This is a genomic window from Streptomyces sp. NPDC086835 (assembly GCF_044745705.1).
Classification (GTDB): Bacteria; Actinomycetota; Actinomycetes; order Streptomycetales; family Streptomycetaceae; genus Streptomyces.
This window is the reverse complement of the sequence record NZ_JBIVAU010000002.1, coordinates 123,132-141,458: the sequence shown is the minus strand read 5'-3', so window position 1 is coordinate 141,458 and position 18,327 is coordinate 123,132. Positions and strand designations below refer to the sequence as shown.

The following is an 18,327-nucleotide window of genomic DNA, read 5'->3' as shown; positions in this document are numbered from 1 at the left end:
TGCTGTGGGGGTTGTTTTTGCTGTGCGGGTTGTTTTTTTTGATCTCGGGGTGGGGGGGGGGGGGGGGGGGGGGGGGGGGGGGGGGGGGGCCCCCGCCCCCCCCCCCCCCGCCCCGTGCCCGAGGTGGCACGGCCGATGACGAGGCCTGCCGCCTACAACCGTCGTGATGTCCGAATCCCGCCAGCTCCGGCGGCCGCGGGGTCGCAGACTCGTAGAGCAAGGGCGGGCGGGAGCCCGCCGGACGGAACACCGCAAGGAGGAGCGCGAGCCATGACCGGTGCTCAGGAGACCGTCGTCTACGAGATCGTCGACAGCCCGCTGGGCGAGCTTCTGCTGGTGGGACGGCCGTCGGGCATGGCGAAGGGCGGCACGGCGCTGGCCTCTCTCTCGCTGCCCGGGCAGAAGGGCCGCGCGGTCGTCCAGGGCGACTGGCGCCGCGACCCGGCGGCGTTCGAGGAGATCGGGCGCCAGTTGTCGTCGTACTTCTCGGGCCGGCTGACCCGCTTCGAGATCGAGTACGCGGACGGCGGGACGGATTTCCAGCGCCGTGTCTGGAAGGCGCTGGAGGACGTCCCTTACGGACGGACCACGACCTACAAGGAGATCGCCGCGCAGGTCGGCACTTCCGCGGTCGGTGTGCGGGCCGTGGGGACGGCGATCGGGCGCAACCCGCTGCTCGTGGTGCGTCCGTGCCACCGGGTGATCGGCGCGGACGGCGCCCTGCGGGGATACGCGGGCGGTCTGGAGTCGAAGGCCCGGCTCCTCGGGCTCGAGGGCGCACTGGCGCCGTGATGGAGCCTGTGCCATGAACGGAGCACTGTTCCCTCGTGACCGGTCGGTCGTCGCCCCGGGCGCGGTGCATGTGCCCGGCTGGCTGCCCGTCGCGCGGCAGCGGGAGCTGGTGGACGCCTGCCGCGGCTGGGCCCGCGGGCCGGTCCCGCTCCGGCACACCGTGCTGCCGGGCGGGGGCGTGATGTCGGTGCGGACGGTGTGCGTGGGCTGGCACTGGCAGCCGTACCGGTACTCCCGGACCGCGGACGACGTGAACGGTGCGCCGGTCGCCCCGTTCCCCGGGTGGCTGGTGGAGCTGGGACGCGAGGCACTGGTCGAGGCCTACGGGGAGCATCAGGGGTACACCCCCGACACCGCGCTGATCAACTTCTACGACGGCGCTGCCCGGATGGGGATGCACCAGGACAAGGAGGAGCGGTCAGGAGCTCCGGTGGTCTCCCTGAGCATCGGCGACTCGTGCGTGTTCCGGTTCGGGAACACGCAGACCAGGGGGCGTCCCTACACGGACGTGGAACTGGCGTCCGGCGACCTGTTCGTCTTCGGCGGCCCTTCCCGCTACGCCTATCACGGCGTGCCGAAGGTGCTTTTGGCCACGGCCGATCCTGCGACCGGCATGAACGGCGGCCGTCTGAACATCACTTTGCGCGAGACCGGACTGGCGGGCTGATCCCGCGCGGGCGGCAGGCGGGATTCAGCGCGAGCGCGAGTGGCCGAACAGGATCCGGTACGCGATCAGCAGGACGAGCGCGCCACCGACGGCCGCGATCCAGGTCGGCCCGTCGTAGAACTGGTTGGCGATCTCCCGGTCCAGGTAGCGGGAGGATATCCAGCCGCCGATGAAGGCTCCGGCGACACCTATGACTGTGGTGCCGACCAGCCCGCCCGGGTCGCGTCCGGGCAGCAGGATCTTGGCTATCGCTCCGGCCAGCAGTCCGAGAACGATCCAGCCGATGATGGTCATCGAGGTGAACCTGCCTTTCGTGGGGTGTCGTTGTCGGGGACGTACACCGGCGTGGCCGCGGTTGCGGTGATCAGTAAGGTGCGGCGTATGACACAGGAGTTGCGACGGTCGCTGGGGGTCTTCGACGCCGTTGTGATCGGTCTCGGATCGATGATCGGTGCGGGGATCTTCGCGGCTCTCGCGCCGGCGGCGCGGGCCGCCGGTTCCGCCCTGCTGCTCGGTCTCGCCCTCGCGGCAGTGGTGGCCTACTGCAACGCCATGTCGTCGGCACGCCTCGCCTCCTTGTACCCCGCTTCAGGTGGCACCTATGTGTACGGACGGGAGCGGCTGGGAGAGTTCTGGGGGTACCTGGCAGGCTGGGCGTTCGTGGTCGGTAAGACGGCTTCGTGCGCGGCGATGGCTCTGACCGTCGGCGCGTACGCCTGGCCGGAGTACGCGAACGCGGTGGCGGTCGCCGCGGTGGTGGCGCTGACTGCCCTGAATTACGGCGGCGTTCAGAAGTCGGCGTTGCTGACACGGCTGATCGTGGCCGTGGTGCTGGCGGTTCTCGTGGCGGTCGTGGTGGTCTCCCTCGGTACCGGGCATGCGCGGTTCGGGCACCTGGAGCCGGCGGGCGACGTGTCGGCTGCCGGGGTGCTTCAGGCGGCGGGTCTGCTGTTCTTCGCGTTCGCCGGGTACGCCCGGATCACCACGCTGGGCGAGGAGGTCCGGGATCCGGCACGCACCATCCCGCGGGCCGTACCGCTGGCCCTGGGCATCGCGCTGGTCGTCTATGTGTGTGTCGCCGTCGCGGTCCTCTCTGTGCTGGGTGCGGGGCAGCTCGGGCAGGCGACTGCGCCGCTCGCCGAGGCCGTGCGTGCCGCAGGGGTCCCCTGGCTGGCCCCGGTGGTACGTGTGGGGGCGGCCGTGGCCGCGCTCGGGTCGTTGCTCGCTCTGATTCTCGGCGTCTCGAGGACGACGCTCGCGATGGCCCGGGACGGCCATCTGCCGGGAGCACTGGCCACCGTTCATCCGCGGTTCCAGGTGCCGCACCGCGCGGAGGTCGCTGTGGGGGTCGTCGTCGCGGTGGTGGCGGCGACCGTGGACCTGCGCGGGGCGATCGGCTTCTCGTCGTTCGGTGTGCTCGTCTACTACACAATCGCCAACGCCTCGGCTTGGACGCTGGGTTCCGGACGGCCCGGGGATACACCCGTTCGAGTGCTCTGGACCGTGAGGCTGACGGCAGGATGCGGGGTGGCGGGATGCCTGGCGCTGGCGATCTCGCTGCCGCTGACGTCCGTGATCACCGGGGCGGCGGTGCTGGCCGCCGGCGCGGCGCTGTACGCGGCTCGGAAAAGCGCTCGGGCGGCTCGTAACGGCTGATCAACGGTCGTCGGCGGGCGGCGTGGGTGTGCGTGCGCCGCGCCGGCCGGTCGGACGAGCAGCAGCCAGAGGGACGGGGTCCAGGCGCTCAACGCGCCGCGAACGGCTGATCGGTCGGGACGATCTCCCTGCCCAGCGGCATCAGCGACACCGGGATGAGCTTGAAGTTGGCGATGCCGAACGGGATGCCGATGATCGTCAAGCAGAGAGCGAGTCCCGTGACGATGTGGCCCAGTGCCAGCCACCAGCCGGCCAGGACCAGCCACAGGACGTTGCCGACCAGGGAGGGCGCGCCGGAATCGCGGCGATCAGCCGTCGTGTAACCGAAGGGCCAAAGGGCGTAGACCCCGATGCGGAACGACGCCAGCCCGAACGGGATGCCGATGACGGTGATGCAGAGGATCAGCCCCGCCACCAGATAGCCGAGGAACAGCCAGAAGCCGCTCAGGAACAGCCATATGACGTTCAGGATTGTCTTCATCGGCGAGGACCTGCCATCTGCTCGAGTCGGGCGATTCGTTCCGCCATGGGCGGGTGGGTCGAGAACATCTTGGCGAGGCCGCGGCCCGGTCCGAACGGGTTGGCGATCATCATGTGGCTCGCGGTCTCGAGCCGCGGCTCCGGCGGCAGCGGGAGCTGTTTCGTACCGGCGTCCAGTTTGCGCAGTGCGCTGGCCAGGGCCAGTGGGTCACCGGTGAGCTGGGAGCCCGACGCGTCCGCCTCGAATTCCCGTGAGCGGCTCACGGCGAGCTGGATCACGGACGCCGCCAGCGGGCCGAGCAGCATGATCAGCAGCATGCCGACCAGGCCGGGTCCTTCGTCGTCGTCGGACCGGCCGATGGGGATCAGCCAGGCGAAGTTCACCAGGAACATCACCACGGAGGCGAGGGCCCCGGCCACCGAGGAGATGAGGATGTCGCGGTTGTAGACGTGGCTGAGCTCGTGGCCGATGACTCCCCGCAACTCGCGCTCGTCGAGGATGCGCAGGATCCCTTCGGTGCAGCACACCGCCGCGTTGCGGGGGTTGCGGCCGGTGGCGAACGCGTTGGGTGCCTGGGTCGGCGAGATGTAGAGCCGCGGCATGGGCTGGCGGGCGGCGGTGGAGAGCTCGCGGACCATGCGGTACAGGGCGGGCGCCTCGAACTCGCTGACCGGGCGGGCGCGCATGGCCCGGAGAGCCAGCTTGTCGCTGTTCCAGTAGGCGTACGCATTGGTCCCGAGCGCCACGACGAGCGCGACGAAAAGCCCCGTCCGGCCGAAGAAGCTGCCGATGACGAGGATCAGTGCGGACAGTCCCCCGAGGAGTACGGCGGTTTTGAGCCCGTTGTGCCGGCGGTGCACGGTACGCCCTCCAGATGGTGCGGCAGGGGAACCCTTTGCGTGGTGCTCCACTCTCCAGTGGACCCTTCTGTACTGGTCAACGCCAGGCGAGGGGCACTGGTTCCCTTGCGCTCCAGGGGCCGCGTCACGGCCGTACGGGTGAGCCCGCTGGGCGGGCCGCCCCGGGAGGGATCCGGACAGGGATCGCCGCGGCTAGAACAGGCTCTCCGCGGCGTACCGCAGGACCAGCTGCGGGTAGCCGGACAGGACGACGCCCACCGCCGCGGTGAGGGCCACGGCGACGGTGACGGGAGCGGGAATCACCTTCAAGGCGACCTCCCCCGCCGTCCGTGCCGCCTCGTCCGCTTCCGCCGCCTCGGGCGCCCGGAAGAGGATGGCCGTCCACTGCAGGTAGTAGTAAAGGGCGATCACGACGTTGATGCCCATGACGACGGCCAGCCAGCCGAGACCCGCGTCGACAGCTGCGGAGAACACGGTCACCTTGGCGAAGAGGCCGACGATGCCCGGCGGCAGTCCCGCGAGGCAGAGCAGGAAGAAACCCATGGCCAGCGCGACCAGCGGGCGCCGGTGGTACAGGCCGCGATAGTCGGAGATCCGGTTGAGCGGCCGCGTGCGGGCGACGACGGACGCCACCGCGAACGCGCCCAGGTTCACCACGGCGTACATCAGCGCGTAGGCGACGGTCGCACCGATCTGGTCGTCGCTGGAGTAGGCAGCGGCGGCGATCGGCACGAGCAGATATCCGGCCTGTGCCACGGACGACCAGGCCAGCAGGCGCACCGCGCTCCACGTGCGCGACGCGGACTGGCGCAGCGCCGCGACATTGCCCGCGGTCATGGTCAGGGCGGCGAGAACCGCCATCGCGGGGCCCCAGATGTCGGCGTACCCGGGGAAGGCGATCACGGTGACCAGGATGAGCCCGGTGAATCCGACGGCCTTGCCGACGACGGAGAGGTAGCCGGCGATCGGCAGCGGCGCCCCCACATACGTGTCAGGGACCCAGAAGTGGAAGGGGACCGCGGCCGTCTTGAAGGCGAAGCCGACGAGGGTCAGCGCGACACCGGCCTTGGCGAGGGTGTCCAGTTGGCCGGGAACGTCCTCCAGCCCCGCCGCCACCTGGGTGAGGTGCAGCGTTCCTGTGGCGGCGTACACGAAGCTGACGCCGAGGAGGGTCACGGCGGTCGCGGTGACGGAGGAGAGGAAGAACTTCAGGGCGGCTTCGCTGGAGAGCTTGTCGCCGCGCTTGAGACCCACCAGCGCGAAGGCGGGCAGTGAAGCCACTTCGAGGGCGACCACGAGCGTCGCGAGGTCGCGGGAGGCGGGCAGCAGCGCCGCGCCCGCGGCGGACGACAGCAGCAGGAACCAGAACTCGCCCGGCGGCAGTTTCTCGCGGGTGTCCGTGAGGGAGAGCAGCGCGGTCAGCAGCGCCCCGCCGAGCACCAGGAACTGGATCACCAGCGTGAACTGGTCGGCGGTGTAGCTGCAGACGTCCGGGTTGTCGGTCAGGCAGAAGGTCGAGCGGTCGCCCTTGCGCAGCGGCAGCAGCGCGGCCATCGACATGACGAGACCGGCGATCGCCACAGCACCCAGGAGGGGCCTCTGCCGGTCGGCGACGAACAGGTCGGCGACGAGGACGGCCAGCGCGACGACCGCGGTGATCGTGGGCGGCGCGATCGCCGCCCAGTCGATGGACTGGACGAGGCTGCTGGCGCCGTCGGCTGCCACGGTCACGACTTGCCTCCTGAGAGGAGCTTCTGCACGGCCGGGTCGGTGAGGCCGAGGAGGATCGCGGGCCACAGTCCGGCGATGACGGTGAGGGCCACGAGCGGGGACCAGGCCGCGAACTCGTACGCGCGGACGTCGGCGACCGGATCGGGCCGCTGCTCTTCCTGGGCTTCCGGCAGCCGGCCGCCCATGCACACCCGGCGCACGACGACGAGCAGGTACGCGGCGGTGAGCAGGGTGCCGAACGCGCCGATCGACATGAAGGTGAGGAAGGCCGGGCGGCTGAGCCCGTCGGCGGGGTCGAACGCTCCGAACAGCGCGAGCATCTCGCCCCAGAATCCGGCGAGTCCGGGCAGCCCGAGGGAGGCGACGGCGGCGAAGGCGAGCAGGCCGCCGAGGCGGGGCGCGCGACCGTACAGTGCGGCGCCGGTGGCGCCGGCGAGCGTGTCGAGGTCGGCGGTGCCGTAGCGGTCCTTGACCGCTCCGACCAGGAAGAACAGCAGGCCGGTGATGAGGCCGTGGGCGATGTTGGCGAAGAGTGCGCCGTTCACGCCGGTCGGCGTCATCGTCGCGATGCCGAGCAGCACGAAGCCCATGTGGCCGACCGACGAATACGCGATCAGACGCTTCAGGTCACCGCCCGCGCCGCTGCGCGCGAGCGCCAGGCAGGCCAGGGAACCGTAGACGATGCCGACGGCTGCGAACGCGGCCAGGTACGGGGCGAAGGTCCGCATCCCGTCAGGCGCGATCGGCAGCACGATGCGGACGAAGCCGTACGTCCCCATCTTCAGCAGCACTCCGGCGAGGAGGACCGAGCCGACGGTCGGTGCGGCGGTGTGGGCGTCGGGAAGCCAGGTGTGCAGGGGCCACATCGGCGTCTTCACGGCGAGCCCGAGACCGATCGCCAGAACGGCGATGACCTGGACCGATGTGGTCAGTCCCCGGCCGTTGTCAGTGGCGAGTGCCACCATGTCGAATGTGCCGGCCTTCAGCCCGATCAGCAGGAGGCCGAGCAGCATGACCACGGAGCCGAGCAGCGTGTAGAGGATGAACTTCCAGGCGGCGGACTGCCTTTCCTCGCCGCCCCAGCGGGCGATGAGGAAGTACATCGGGATGAGCACCATCTCGAAGGCCAGGAAGAACAGCAGCAGGTCGAGCACGGCGAAGGTCGCCAGGGTGCCGGACTCCAGGACCAGGAGCAGGGCGACGAAAGCCTTCGGGGACGGGCCCGCGGGCAGGTTGAAGTAGCTGTACAGCGCGCAGAGGAAGGTCAGCAGAGCCGTCAGCACGAGAAGGGGGAGCGAGATGCCGTCGATGCCGAGGTGGATCCGCACGTCGAGTGCCGCGATCCAGTTGATGTCGGTCGTGGCCTGCATCTTCGACGGCTGGTCGTGGTCGAAGCCGAACGCCAGGACGATCGCCGCGAGCAGGATCGCGCCGGTGACGGTCACGCCGTGGCGCAGGACCGCCTGGTCGGGGCTGCTGCCGCGCAGCCCGGGCGGGGCGGGCAGCAGGGCGGCCGCGGCGCCGACCAGCGGAGCGACGACGATGAACCCGAGAAGGAACTGCATCACGGACTCGCTGATATCGATCACGGCTCACGATCCGGCGTTGACGTTGGTAAGGACGACGGCGGCGATCGCCAGGGCGACGGAGCCGGCGAGCAGCACGCTCAGGTAGGTCTGGACGTTTCCGGTCTGGGCGCGCCGGACGGCCGTGCCGAGCCAGCGGGTGCCGGTGCCGGATCCGCGTACGTAGGTGTCGACGACCTCCCGGTCCAGGAACCGGACCAGTTGGGCCGCGGCACGCAGGGGGCGGACGAACAGCACGGTGTAGAGCGCGTCGACGTGGAAGCCGGCTGCGGCGTGGCGGTGGAGCGGGCCGAGCAGCAGCCGTGCGGGGTCGGCCGGGTCGGGAGCCGCCGCGATGTCGCCGTATGCAGGGGTGTGGGTGGCGATGGCCTCGGCCTCCGAGACGGCCGGTTCGGCGTCCGGGTGGGCGGCGACGGCGCCGATGGGGAGACGGGCGGCAAGCGCGGTGGAGTGCCGCCAGGCTCCGTAGGTGACCAGGCCGCCGACGAGGGCGACGCCCGTGCCGAGGACGGCGGTGGTGAGCGTCGGGGTGAGCGCGTGGCCGTCGAACCAGCGGGGCAGCCGGCCGGCGGTCAGCCCGAAGGCGAGCGAGGGGACGGCGAGGACCCACAGCACGGTGGTCATCGACAGCGGCTGCCGACCGTGGTCGGGGGCTTCGGCACCGCGGCCGCGGAAGGTCAGCAGCCACAGCCGGATCGCGTAGGCGGCGGTCAGCACCGCGGTCAGCAGCGCGGCGACGAGCACGAACCAGCCTGCGGTGGCGGGCGCTGTCTCCGAGTCGCCGAGTGCGGTGTGCTCGGCGGCCACGAGGACGGCTTCCTTGGAGAAGAAGCCGGCGAAGGGAGGGATCGCGGCCAGGGCGAGCAGGGCGACGGTCATCGTCCAGTAGGCATCGGGGACGCGCTTGGCGAGGCCGCTCATCCGGGACATGGCGGCGAGCGAGTTGGTGCCGGCGGCATGGATGATCACGCCGGCGGCGAGGAAGAGCAGCGCCTTGAACGCACCGTGGGACAGGAGGTGGAAGACGGCGGCGCCACGGTCCCCGACGGCCAGGGCACCGGACATGTAGCCGAGTTGCCCGATGGTCGAGTAGGCGAGGACACGTTTGATGTCGTCCTGCGCGAGGGCGGCGAGCGCCGAGCCGACCATCGTCACGGCCGCCATCACGGCGAGCACGGTCATGGCCGCGGCGGAGGCCGCGAAGAGAGGAAGGAGCCGGGCCACGAAGTAGATACCGGCGGCGACCATCGTCGCGGCGTGGATCAGCGCGGAGACGGGCGTGGGGCCCGCCATCGCGTCGGGGAGCCAGGTGTGCAGCGGGAACTGCGCCGACTTGCCGGCGACACCGGCGAGAAGGAGCAGCGCGATGAGCGTGGGGTGCTCGATGGCGTCGGCGGCGACGGCTCCGAGGATCCCGGTGATCCGGAAGGTGCCCGCGTCCGTCGCGAGGGCGAACAGACCGATCAGGAAGGGGACATCGCCGAGCTTGGTGACCAGGAAGGCCTTGAGGGAGGCGGCGCGCGCCTCGGGAGTCTCCCAGTAGTGGCCGACGAGGAAGTACGAGCAGATGCCCATGATCTCCCAGCCGACCAGCAGCACCATCAGGTCGCCGGAGTAGACGACGAGCAGCATGGCGGAGGTGAACAGCGAGACGAGGGCGGCGTACGAGGGGTAGCGCGGGTCGTCGCGGAGGTAGCCCGTCGAATAGATCTGCACGCACGAGGCGACGACCCCGACGAGAATCGCGACGAGCGCCGCGAAGCCGTCGACATGAAGGGCGAGGTCGATCGGGACCGAGCCGGTCGGGGTGAGCTGCGTGGACGCGTCGATCACCCTGCCGCCGTCCTGGCGTACGGCGACGACGACGGCCAGCACGGCCGCGGCGAGCGTCGGCAGGACGGCGAGCGGACGGACGAAGCCGGGCGCGGTGCGGCCGAGGAGCAGTCCGGCCGCGGCGCCCAGGAACGGAAGGAGGGGGACGAGGACGGCGAGGGTCGTGGTGGTCACGCGGTGGCCTCGGCCTTCTCCTCGTGGTCGGTGGTTGTCTCGCCGTGCGGGCCGGGCGCGTCGGGTCCGTGCGCCGTCTCCGCGGTGTCGCGCAGGCGGTCGACGTCGGAGCTGCCGCGGTTGCGGTAGACCATCAGCACGATCGCCAGTCCGATGCCGATCTCGGCGGCGGCGACGGCGATGATGAAGAGGGTGAGCGCCTGGCCGGCGTGCAGGGTGTCGCGGAGCCAGACGTCGAAGGCGACGAGGTTGAGGTTGACGGCGTTGAGCATCAGCTCGACGGACATCAGGACGAGGATCGCGTTGCGGCGGGCGAGCACCCCGTACAGCCCGATGCTGAAGAGGAGCACCGCGAGCACGGCTGGATAGGCGAGGTGCATCAGCTGTTCCCCTCTCGGGCCGGTCGGTCCGCACGGCCCGCCGGGGTGTCCTTGCCTCTGCCGGCGGTCGGGGCGGTCCGGGACGCCGGGGCGGCGCCGGGCTCCTCACCGTCCTTGCGGGACAGGACGATCGCGCCGATGAGGGCGGCGAGCAGCAGTACGGAGAGCGCCTCGAACGGCAGCACCCAGTGCCGGAAGAGGATCTCGCCGGACACCTTCGTGGAGCCCTGGGCCGGTCCGTCCAGGTCGATCCAGGTGGTACGGAAGGCATCGACGACGACCCACACGAGGGACGCTGCGGCAACGGCGGCCACGGCCAGGGCGACCCACCGGTTGCCCGAGTCGGCGTCCGGTGAACGGCCGATGGGCGCCTTGGTGAGCATCAGACCGAAGAGCAGGAGGACGACCACGGAACCGACATAGATCAGGACCTGCACCCAGGCGATGAACTCCGCGGTGAGCAGGAGGTACTCGACGGCGAGGCCGCCGAGCGCCACGACCAGCCAGAGGGCGGCATGCACCAGTTGCCGGGTCGTGACGGTTATGACGGCCGCGCCGAGCGTGACCACGCCCACGAGCAGGAAGGCGATCTCGACACCGGCAGGGGAAAGGAAACCGTGCGTCGCGGCTGCGGCGAACGTCATGCCGGACCTCCCTGGCCCGAAGCCGGGCCGCTTTCGTCAGCGGGGCGTTCACCGCCGGCCGGCGGAACGCCGCCCGTGCCCGGCGCGGTGCTCGTGTCCGGCGGGGTGCTCGCGTCCGCCTCCGCGGCGGCGAGCTTCTCCGCCGTCTTGCGGGCGGCGCCGACCTCCTTCGGTTCCTCGGCGCCCGGGTCGAGTGCCGGCGGTGCGGGCACCGTCCACATCCACTCGCGGAGCTTGTCGCGTTCGTGGGTGAGTTCGCGGATGTCCGTCTCCGCGTACTCGAACTCGGGCGACCAGAACAGCGCGTCGAAAGGACAGACCTCGATGCAGATACCGCAGTACATGCACAGGGAGAAGTCGATGGCGAACCGGTCGAGGACGTTACGGCTGCGTTCGCGGCCACCGGGTACCGCCGCCGGCACGGTCTCCTTGTGGGAGTCGATGTAGATGCACCAGTCGGGGCATTCACGGGCGCAGAGCATGCAGACCGTGCAGTTCTCCTCGAACAGGCCGATGACTCCGCGCGAGCGGGGCGGGAGTTCCGGCTGGACATCGGGGTACTGGGCGGTGACGGTCTTCTTCGTCATCGTCCGCAGGGTGACGGCCAGGCCCTTGGCGAGGCCGGATCCGGGGATCGGAGACACGTCTAGATCACCACCTTGACGATGCCGGTGAGGGCGATCTGGGCGAGAGCGAGCGGGATGAGGACCGTCCATGCGAGCTTCTGCAACTGGTCCTCACGCATACGGGGATACGTCACCCGCAGCCAGATGACGATGAACGCGAGCACGGCGGTCTTGAGCAGGGTCCACACCCATCCGAGGCCGTCAGCGCCGAACGGACCGTGCCAGCCGCCCAGGAAGAGGACGGTGGTGAGTCCGCACAGCACGACGATGCCCGCGTACTCGGCAAGGAGGAACAGCGCGAAACGAAGACCGGTGTACTCGGTGTAAGCGCCGAAGATGATCTCGGAGTCGGCGACGGGCATGTCGAACGGCGGCCGCTGAAGCTCGGCGAGACCGGCGACGAAGAAGACGATGGCGCCCACGATCTGCCAGGGCAGCCACCACCACTCGAAGGCGTTGAGGATGCCGGGCAGCGACACCGTCCCGGCCGCCATGGCGACGGAGGCGGCGGTCAGCAGCATCGGCAGCTCGTACGCGAGCAGCTGGGCGGCGGTGCGCAGGCCGCCGAGCAGGGAGAACTTGTTGGCCGAGGCCCAGCCGGCCATCAGCGAGCCGAGCACACCGACGCCCATGACGGCGAGGACGAAGAAGATGCCGGCGTCGACGACCTGGCCGACCGCGCCCTCGCTCGGGCCGATCGGGATCGCGACGAGGACGAGGAGGTAAGGAAGGAGCGCCACGGCGGGAGCGAGCTGGAAGACGCGGCGGTCGGCCTCCGCCGGCACCACGTCCTCCTTCTGCGCGAACTTCACACCGTCCGCGACGAGCTGGGCCCAGCCGTGGAAGCCACCGGCGTACATGGGACCGAGACGGCCCTGCATGTGGGCCATCACCTTGTGCTCGGTCTGTCCGATGACGAGAGGGAGGACGAGGAACACGGCGAAGACGACGAGGAGCCGGAAGGCGACGTCGAGTGCGTCGTTCACGCGGGGTCGCCTCCGGCAGGTCGGTTCGCCTCGTCGTCGTCCGGTCCGTCGGCGGATCCGGGCGCGGGCGCGGGCGTGGATGGGGGTGAGGGTGTGGGGTTCTCCGGCGCGGAGTCAGGTTCGGCTCCGCGGCCGGGTCCCGCCTCGGGGTCGGCTCCCGCCTCGGGTCCGGGTCCCGCCGCAGGTCGGGGCCCAGCTCCGGGCTCGGGCCTGGATTCGGAGCCCGCTTCGCGTTCGGGCCCCGCTTCAGGCTCGGCGCCCGCCGCGGGTCCGGGCCCAGCTCCAGGCTCGGGCCTGGATTCGGCTCCCACGTTGGCCGTGGGTCCAGCACCCGGCTCGGTCCCGGGCTCGGTGCCCGTCCCGGGTTCGGGGGTGCTGTCCTTGGGGGCGGGCGGCTCGGAGGCGGTCTCTGTGTCCTCGAAGGCCGGGCGGGCGTGGTGCCACGGCGCGTCGGAGCTTCGGGAGCGCGGCGGCGTCGTGCCCTCGGCCGGGCCGGTGGGCCGGGCCTTCTCCGTTGCGCCCGGTGCGCCGGGTGCGCCCGGCGCCTCCGGTGCCGTGGACGGCTCGGGGGCGCCCGTCCCTCCGGCGGACGGCGTGGCCCTGGTGCCGGCCTGCGAGGCCGAGCCCTCGCTCGCGCTACGGGACCGTCGCGGTGCCGCCGCAGGCGTCCCGCCCTGCGAGGCCGAGCCCTCGCTCGCGCTGCGAGACCGTCGCGGTGCCGCCGCAGGCGTCCCGCCCTGCGAGGCCGAGCCCTCGCCGGCGCTGCGGGTGCGGCGCGGCGGACGCTCGCCGGCGCCTGCCGCGGCCGCGCCGGCGCGAGGCGTGCGGGCCGGCCGTGCGGGGGCAGGCGGGAGCTGGCCCTTGAGGGGGCCCCACTCGTTCGGGTCCGGGACGCCCGGCGGCAGCATCTGGCGGCGCTTCGGCCCGCCGTGCTCGGACTCCCCCGGCTCCTTGGCGCCGGGCCAGGCCTTGGCGACCCGGGCGGCGAGCACGAAGTCCTTGCGCAGCGGATGTCCCTCGAAGCCGTCCGGCAGCAGCAGCGGCACCTGGTGCGGATGGCCGGTGAAGTCGACGCCGAACATCTCGTGCGTCTCGCGCTCGTGCCAGCTCGCGCCCGCGTAGACGTCGACGGCCGACGGCAGCGAGGGGGCGCCGTGCGGAACGGTCGTGCGCACCAGCAGCCGGCGGACCGCACGGCCCTCCAGCGAGACGACGTGCGCGCAGATCCGGAATCCGGTGCCCGGCTCGTCGACTGCGCTGAGCCAGTCGAAATAGGTGCAGCCCAGCTTGTCGCGGGCGATCTTCAGAGCAGTGATCCAGGAGCCGACGGGGACGTCGACGGTGAGCAGTTCGTAGGTCCGCTCGGCTGTCGCCTCTTCGCCGAAGATCTCGGTGACGGCGTCGGGGAGGCTGTCGTACGGGTTCACCGCTCCCCCTCCGGCCCGGACTCGGCTCCGGAATCGGCCCCGGGCTCAGCCGGCGGCGGAGTGATCAGGCCGCTCCGCAGGGCCGTGGTGGAGGGCCGGGCAGCGCCGGTCTTCTCCCCGCCGTGTCCGTAGCGTTCGCCGAGCGACTCCCGGGCGATCTTCTCCTGGAGCTTGAGGATGCCCTGGAGCAGCGCCTCGGGACGTGGCGGGCAGCCGGGCACGTAGACGTCGACGGGGATGATCTGGTCGACGCCCTTGGTGACGGAGTACGAGTCCCAGTACGGGCCGCCGCAGTTCGAGCAGGCGCCGAAGGAGATGACGTACTTCGGTTCGGGCATCTGCTCGTACAGGCGCTTCACGGCGGGGGCCATCTTGTCCGTCACCGTGCCGGAGACGATCATCAGGTCCGCCTGGCGCGGGCCCGGCGCGAAGGGGATCACGCCGAGCCGGATGAAGTCGTGCCGGGCCATCGACGCCGCGATGAACTCGATGGCGCAGCAGGCGAGTCCGAAGTTGAAGACCCACAGGCTGTAGCGGCGCCCCCAGTTGAGGATCACCTTCATCGGTTCCGGGGCCAGGCGCGCGAGGGCGCCCAGTCGCCGGGGCTCCGGCAGGAGCTCCGGGGCCGGGACCGGAGTCGGGGCCGAGGCCGGGCTCGAAGCCTGGTTCGAAGTCTGGTTCGAGGTCGGGGTCACGTCCATGTCAGGACCCCCTTCTTCCATGCGTAGAGCAGTCCCACGGCCAGGAAGCCGAGGAAGATGAACATCTCCACGAGGGTCGTCGCGCCGTAGCCGTCGGCGGCGAACACCGTCGCCCACGGGAAGAGGAAGATCGAGTCGACCGCGAAGATCACGTACAGGAAGGCGTAGACGTAGTAGCGGACCTGGGTGTGTGCCCAGCCCTCGCCCACCGGGTCGACACCGCACTCGTAGGTCAGCAGTTTCTCCGGCGTCGGGACGACGGGGCGCAGCAGCCGGCCCGCGGTGAAGGCGACAGCGACGAACAGCACGCCGATCAGCGCGATCAGCCCCACGACGGAGTAGCTCCGGAAGTACTCCGTCGCGAGCACGACTCCGATCGGTTCCGGCACGTCCGTCCCCTCGCTCCCTGACCCAGTCGACCTCGTCGGTGCGTTGTCGTCGGCGTTGCTTCGTCGCGCTTCGCCGCGCTTCGTCTCGTCGCTACGACTGTGCTTGTCGCCGCTCCGCCGATCTCTACGCACGCTCTGTACGCACGGGAGTCTAGGCCCTGCTAAAGAGAGCGTAAGCAGTCGTGTCACGCATCGGTCGGCCGCCGGGTGGGGTTATCCCTACTTCGCCCCACCCATGTACCCCATGGCGTACGGCGGTCCGGCCCGGCAGGCTTGCCCCCATGACCGCGAGCATCACCGCCCCCGACAACGACCGGCCGCCACCCGCGCGCTTCGCCTTCGACCGCCACACGTGGAAGGAGATCGCGCATCTGCTGGCCAACCTGCCGATCGCGCTGCTCGGGTTCGTCTACGTGACGGTCACGATCAGTGTCGGCGCCGGGCTCTCCGTGACGGTGATCGGTCTGCCTCTGCTGGCCCTCGGCCTGATAGGGGCACGCGGCATCGGCAAGGCGGAACGGGCGCGGGCCCGCGGGCTGCTCGGGGTACGGATCGACGAGCCCAGCCCGCTGCCCGGCCCGGCGCGCGGTGAGGGCTTGATCGCGTCGGTGTGGTCCCGGCTGAAGGACCCGGTGGCCTGGCGCTCGGTGCTGTACTCGTTCATCCGGCTGCCGTGGGGCGTCCTCACCTTCACCGTCATGATGGTGGGCCTCTTCGTCCTGTGGCCCGTGCTCCCTTTCATCGCGCGCGGGCTGTCCAACGCGGACCGCGCGATGGTACGAGGGCTGCTGTCGCCGTCCGACGAACTGGAACGGCGCATCGCCGAGTTGGAGTCGGACCGCGGGGTCGTCGTGGACACGGCCGCGGCGGACCTGCGCCGTATCGAAAGGGACCTCCACGACGGCGCGCAGGCCCGGCTGGTCGCGCTCGCGATGGGGCTCGGCCTCGCCAAGGAGAAGCTCCTCGAGGACCCGGACGCGGCGGCCGCGATGGTGGACGAGGCACACGGCGAGGTGAAGCTCGCGCTGCGGGAACTGCGCGACCTGGCCCGTGGCATCCACCCCGCCGTACTGACCGACCGCGGCCTGGACGCGGCGCTCTCCTCTGTCGCGTCCCGCTGCACGGCACCGGTGACGGTCACCGTCAACCTGGACGAGCGGCCGGCGGCCGCGATCGAGGGCATCGCCTACTTCACCGTCTCCGAGCTGCTCCAGAACGTGAGCAAGCACGCGAGGGCGACCCGTGCCTCCGTGGACGTGTGGCGTTCCGGCGACCGCCTGTTGCTCCAGGTCAGGGACGACGGCAAGGGCGGGGCCCGGCTCGACGGCGGTACCGGCATGGCCGGTCTCGCCGAACGGCTGGGCGCCGTGGACGGCCTCTTCGTCCTGGACTCACCCCCGGGCGGCCCGACGACGGTCACGGCGGAGCTGCCGTGGCGTGTCCGGGAGGCGAGCGAGGCCCGCGGAGCGCGCGCCCACTGACGCTTCACGGGGACACGACGTGCCCCGCGACGCGGGCCGCTCCGGGCCGCGTGCGGACGCGTCGGCCCGGGAGCCGGCACCCGCAGCCGTCGGGCCGGCCCCGGCCGGAACCCACCGGCCCCGTACGCGCCCCTCGGCCACCCGCCCCACACGACCCACCTCCGGCCTCACCCGCCGACACCACCCCCCTGAACGGACCCAGAGGGCCGTCACAGTCGCCGGCCGGCGGCTGCGGCGGCCCGTCCCCGGCTTCGCGCCGTCCCCACCAGCCGCCGGCGGCGAGGACCGGCGTCCCCGGGTGGTGGGGAAAACCCCCCGCCCAAGACGGATACCGCCCTCATGGTGCGCATCCGGCCGCCACAGCAGCCTTATGGGTATGACAGCCCGCTTCGCAGATCGGACGACTTCGATGGCCACGGACCACGGATACGGCTCTCCGGCGCGCCGGGACCATTTCCTCCCTCCCGTACTGCGCGCGCCCTTCGAGGGCCGTGCCTGGCGCGAGTTCGGTTACCTCGTGCTGAACCTTCCGCTCGCGACCGCGGTCTTCGTGTTCGCGGTGACCATGACGTCGCTCGGCGCGGGGCTCCTCGTCACCTTCCTCGGCGTCCCCGTGTTCGCCGCGTCCCTCGCCGCCCTCCGCGGTTACGGAGCGCTGGAACGCGCCCGCGCACGCGCCCTGCTCGATCTGGACGTGGCGGCGCCCGAGCCGGTGCTCAGCAGCGAGCGCGGCCGCAAGAACGGTGTGGCCGCGTGGATCGGCGGCATCCTCAAGAGCGGGGTGTCCTGGCGGCACCTGCTCTACGCGTTCCTCCACTTCCCGTGGGCGGTCTTCGGCTTCTCTGTGTCCGTGACCCTGTGGGTGACCGGCTGGTCGCTGCTGCTCTACCCGCTGTGGCAGTGGGCCTTCCCGATGTGGGGCGGCGTCGACGGCCTTCAGCTGTACGGGGACGGGACGCACAACTTCTACCTCGACACGCCCCTGGAGATCGCCGCCACCAGCGTCGTCGGCCTGCTGTTCACGCTCATGACGCCGTGGATCATGCGGGGTCTGACGAGCGTCGACAGGCTGATGGTGGCCGGGCTGCTCGGGCCGTCGCGGCTCGCGACCCGTGTCGTGGAGCTGGAGTCGGACCGTGGCGTGGTGGTGGACACCGCGGCGGCGGACCTCCGCCGTATCGAACGCGATCTTCACGACGGCGCGCAGGCCCGGCTCGTGGCGCTCGCGATGGATCTCGGCCTCGCGAAGGAGAAGCTGGCCGAGGACCCGCAGGCCGCGGCCCGGATGGTCGACGAGGCGCACGGCGAGGTGAAGGTGGCGCTTCAGGAGCTGCGGGACCTCGCCCGTGGGATCCACCCGGCGGTGCTGACCGACCGCGGTCTGGACGCCGCGCTGTCCGCCATCGCCTCACGCTGCACCGTCCCCGTGGCGGTGGAGGTGGACCTGGACTCGCGGCCGGCGCCCGCGATAGAGGGCATCGCCTACTTCACCGTCTCCGAGCTGCTGCAGAACGTGAGCAAGCACGCGCGGGCCACCCGCGCCTCTGTGGACGTGTGGCGTTCGCAGGACCGGCTGATGCTCCAGGTCAGGGACGACGGCAGGGGGGGCGCCGGCCTTTCGGCCGGGAGCGGTCTCGCCGGGCTCTCGGAACGGCTGGGCGCGGTGGACGGCATCCTGGCGGTCGACTCGCCGGCGGGCGGGCCGACCACGGTGACCGCGGAACTCCCCTGGCGCGGCTGATCCCCGGGAGCGTCTGATCCCCCGGCGCGCGGCTGACCCCAGGCGCCCGGCTGATTCTCGGCGCGCGGCTGATGCCCCCGGGCCGGGGGCGCGGTCCTGTCCGCCCCCCGCCCCCGCCGCGGCGACCCGTCGCCGCGGCAACCCTGTGCCCCACTTCTGCGTCCCCCGGTGC

The 18,327-nt window shown here is 71.4% G+C and carries 18 protein-coding genes; 5 read left to right on the top strand and 13 right to left on the bottom strand.

What is annotated here, in order from left to right:
• Positions 1–270: 270 nt before the first annotated feature.
• Together ACIPJI_RS06730 and ACIPJI_RS06725 are read left to right on the top strand one after the other, a co-directional pair.
• Positions 271–792 carry a methylated-DNA--[protein]-cysteine S-methyltransferase gene (locus tag ACIPJI_RS06730; protein WP_402244877.1) on the top strand — a complete coding sequence of 174 codons (522 nt, stop codon included), beginning with the start codon at positions 271–273 and terminating at the stop codon, positions 790–792.
• 13 nt (positions 793–805) lie between these two features.
• Positions 806–1,459, top strand: coding sequence for an alpha-ketoglutarate-dependent dioxygenase AlkB family protein (locus tag ACIPJI_RS06725; RefSeq protein ID WP_402244875.1), 654 nt, complete (start codon positions 806–808; stop codon positions 1,457–1,459).
• A 24-nt stretch (positions 1,460–1,483) separates the two neighbouring features.
• Here the strand turns inward: ACIPJI_RS06725 and ACIPJI_RS06720 are convergent, their stop codons facing one another.
• Positions 1,484–1,753, bottom strand: a complete 270-nt coding sequence (locus ACIPJI_RS06720) for a GlsB/YeaQ/YmgE family stress response membrane protein (protein ID WP_307707774.1) — start codon at positions 1,751–1,753, stop codon at positions 1,484–1,486.
• Positions 1,754–1,840: 87 nt separating this feature from the next.
• Here ACIPJI_RS06720 and ACIPJI_RS06715 point away from each other — a divergent pair, with 87 nt between their 5' ends.
• Positions 1,841–3,115 carry an APC family permease gene (locus ACIPJI_RS06715; RefSeq protein ID WP_402244874.1) on the top strand — a complete coding sequence of 425 codons (1,275 nt, stop codon included), beginning with the start codon at positions 1,841–1,843 and terminating at the stop codon, positions 3,113–3,115.
• 88 nt (positions 3,116–3,203) lie between these two features.
• Here ACIPJI_RS06715 and ACIPJI_RS06710 read toward each other — a convergent pair whose 3' ends face one another.
• The 12 genes from ACIPJI_RS06710 to ACIPJI_RS06655 form a co-directional block, all read right to left on the bottom strand.
• Positions 3,204–3,596 carry a YccF domain-containing protein gene (locus ACIPJI_RS06710; protein WP_159688642.1) on the bottom strand — a complete coding sequence of 131 codons (393 nt, stop codon included), beginning with the start codon at positions 3,594–3,596 and terminating at the stop codon, positions 3,204–3,206.
• Positions 3,593–4,456: a zinc metalloprotease HtpX gene (gene htpX, locus ACIPJI_RS06705; RefSeq protein ID WP_307707771.1), complete on the bottom strand. Its 864-nt coding sequence runs from the start codon at positions 4,454–4,456 to the stop codon at positions 3,593–3,595. The genes ACIPJI_RS06710 and htpX overlap by 4 nt, the downstream gene beginning before the upstream one ends.
• A 192-nt stretch (positions 4,457–4,648) precedes the next feature.
• Complete coding sequence (locus ACIPJI_RS06700; protein WP_307707770.1) at positions 4,649–6,187, bottom strand: NADH-quinone oxidoreductase subunit N; 1,539 nt, start codon at positions 6,185–6,187, stop codon at positions 4,649–4,651.
• Positions 6,184–7,776 carry an NADH-quinone oxidoreductase subunit M gene (locus ACIPJI_RS06695; RefSeq protein ID WP_307707769.1) on the bottom strand — a complete coding sequence of 531 codons (1,593 nt, stop codon included), beginning with the start codon at positions 7,774–7,776 and terminating at the stop codon, positions 6,184–6,186. The genes ACIPJI_RS06700 and ACIPJI_RS06695 overlap by 4 nt, the downstream gene beginning before the upstream one ends.
• A 3-nt stretch (positions 7,777–7,779) precedes the next feature.
• Positions 7,780–9,780, bottom strand: a complete 2,001-nt coding sequence (locus ACIPJI_RS06690) for an NADH-quinone oxidoreductase subunit L (RefSeq protein WP_402244871.1) — start codon at positions 9,778–9,780, stop codon at positions 7,780–7,782.
• The gene (nuoK, locus tag ACIPJI_RS06685) at positions 9,777–10,160 is read right to left on the bottom strand and encodes an NADH-quinone oxidoreductase subunit NuoK (RefSeq protein ID WP_402244869.1); all 384 of its coding nucleotides are present in this window, start codon (positions 10,158–10,160) and stop codon (positions 9,777–9,779) included. The genes ACIPJI_RS06690 and nuoK overlap by 4 nt, the downstream gene beginning before the upstream one ends.
• On the bottom strand, positions 10,160–10,804 hold the full coding sequence (locus tag ACIPJI_RS06680) for an NADH-quinone oxidoreductase subunit J (RefSeq protein WP_356620532.1): 645 nt from the start codon (positions 10,802–10,804) through the stop codon (positions 10,160–10,162). Before ACIPJI_RS06680 ends, nuoK begins: the two co-directional genes overlap by 1 nt.
• Positions 10,801–11,448, bottom strand: a complete 648-nt coding sequence (locus tag ACIPJI_RS06675; protein ID WP_402244867.1) for a NuoI/complex I 23 kDa subunit family protein — start codon at positions 11,446–11,448, stop codon at positions 10,801–10,803. The genes ACIPJI_RS06680 and ACIPJI_RS06675 overlap by 4 nt, the downstream gene beginning before the upstream one ends.
• Positions 11,449–11,450: 2 nt before the next feature.
• Entirely contained in the window at positions 11,451–12,416 is a 966-nt protein-coding gene (locus ACIPJI_RS06670) for a complex I subunit 1 family protein (protein WP_307707764.1), read from the bottom strand.
• The gene (locus ACIPJI_RS06665; protein ID WP_402244864.1) at positions 12,413–13,843 is read right to left on the bottom strand and encodes an NADH-quinone oxidoreductase subunit C; all 1,431 of its coding nucleotides are present in this window, start codon (positions 13,841–13,843) and stop codon (positions 12,413–12,415) included. The genes ACIPJI_RS06670 and ACIPJI_RS06665 overlap by 4 nt, the downstream gene beginning before the upstream one ends.
• On the bottom strand, positions 13,840–14,544 hold the full coding sequence (locus tag ACIPJI_RS06660) for an NADH-quinone oxidoreductase subunit B family protein (protein WP_356620529.1): 705 nt from the start codon (positions 14,542–14,544) through the stop codon (positions 13,840–13,842). Before ACIPJI_RS06660 ends, ACIPJI_RS06665 begins: the two co-directional genes overlap by 4 nt.
• Positions 14,535–14,933 carry an NADH-quinone oxidoreductase subunit A gene (locus ACIPJI_RS06655; protein ID WP_356620528.1) on the bottom strand — a complete coding sequence of 133 codons (399 nt, stop codon included), beginning with the start codon at positions 14,931–14,933 and terminating at the stop codon, positions 14,535–14,537. Before ACIPJI_RS06655 ends, ACIPJI_RS06660 begins: the two co-directional genes overlap by 10 nt.
• Positions 14,934–15,214: 281 nt before the next feature.
• On the opposite strand from ACIPJI_RS06655, the gene ACIPJI_RS06650 reads away from it, so the two are divergent.
• Both ACIPJI_RS06650 and ACIPJI_RS06645 read left to right on the top strand, forming a co-directional pair.
• A complete protein-coding gene (locus ACIPJI_RS06650) occupies positions 15,215–16,414 on the top strand; it encodes a sensor domain-containing protein (RefSeq protein ID WP_356620527.1) in 1,200 nt (399 codons plus the stop codon).
• Positions 16,415–16,823: 409 nt separating this feature from the next.
• The gene (locus ACIPJI_RS06645) at positions 16,824–18,155 is read left to right on the top strand and encodes a sensor domain-containing protein (protein WP_356620667.1); all 1,332 of its coding nucleotides are present in this window, start codon (positions 16,824–16,826) and stop codon (positions 18,153–18,155) included.
• The last annotated feature ends 172 nt before the right edge of the window (positions 18,156–18,327 follow it).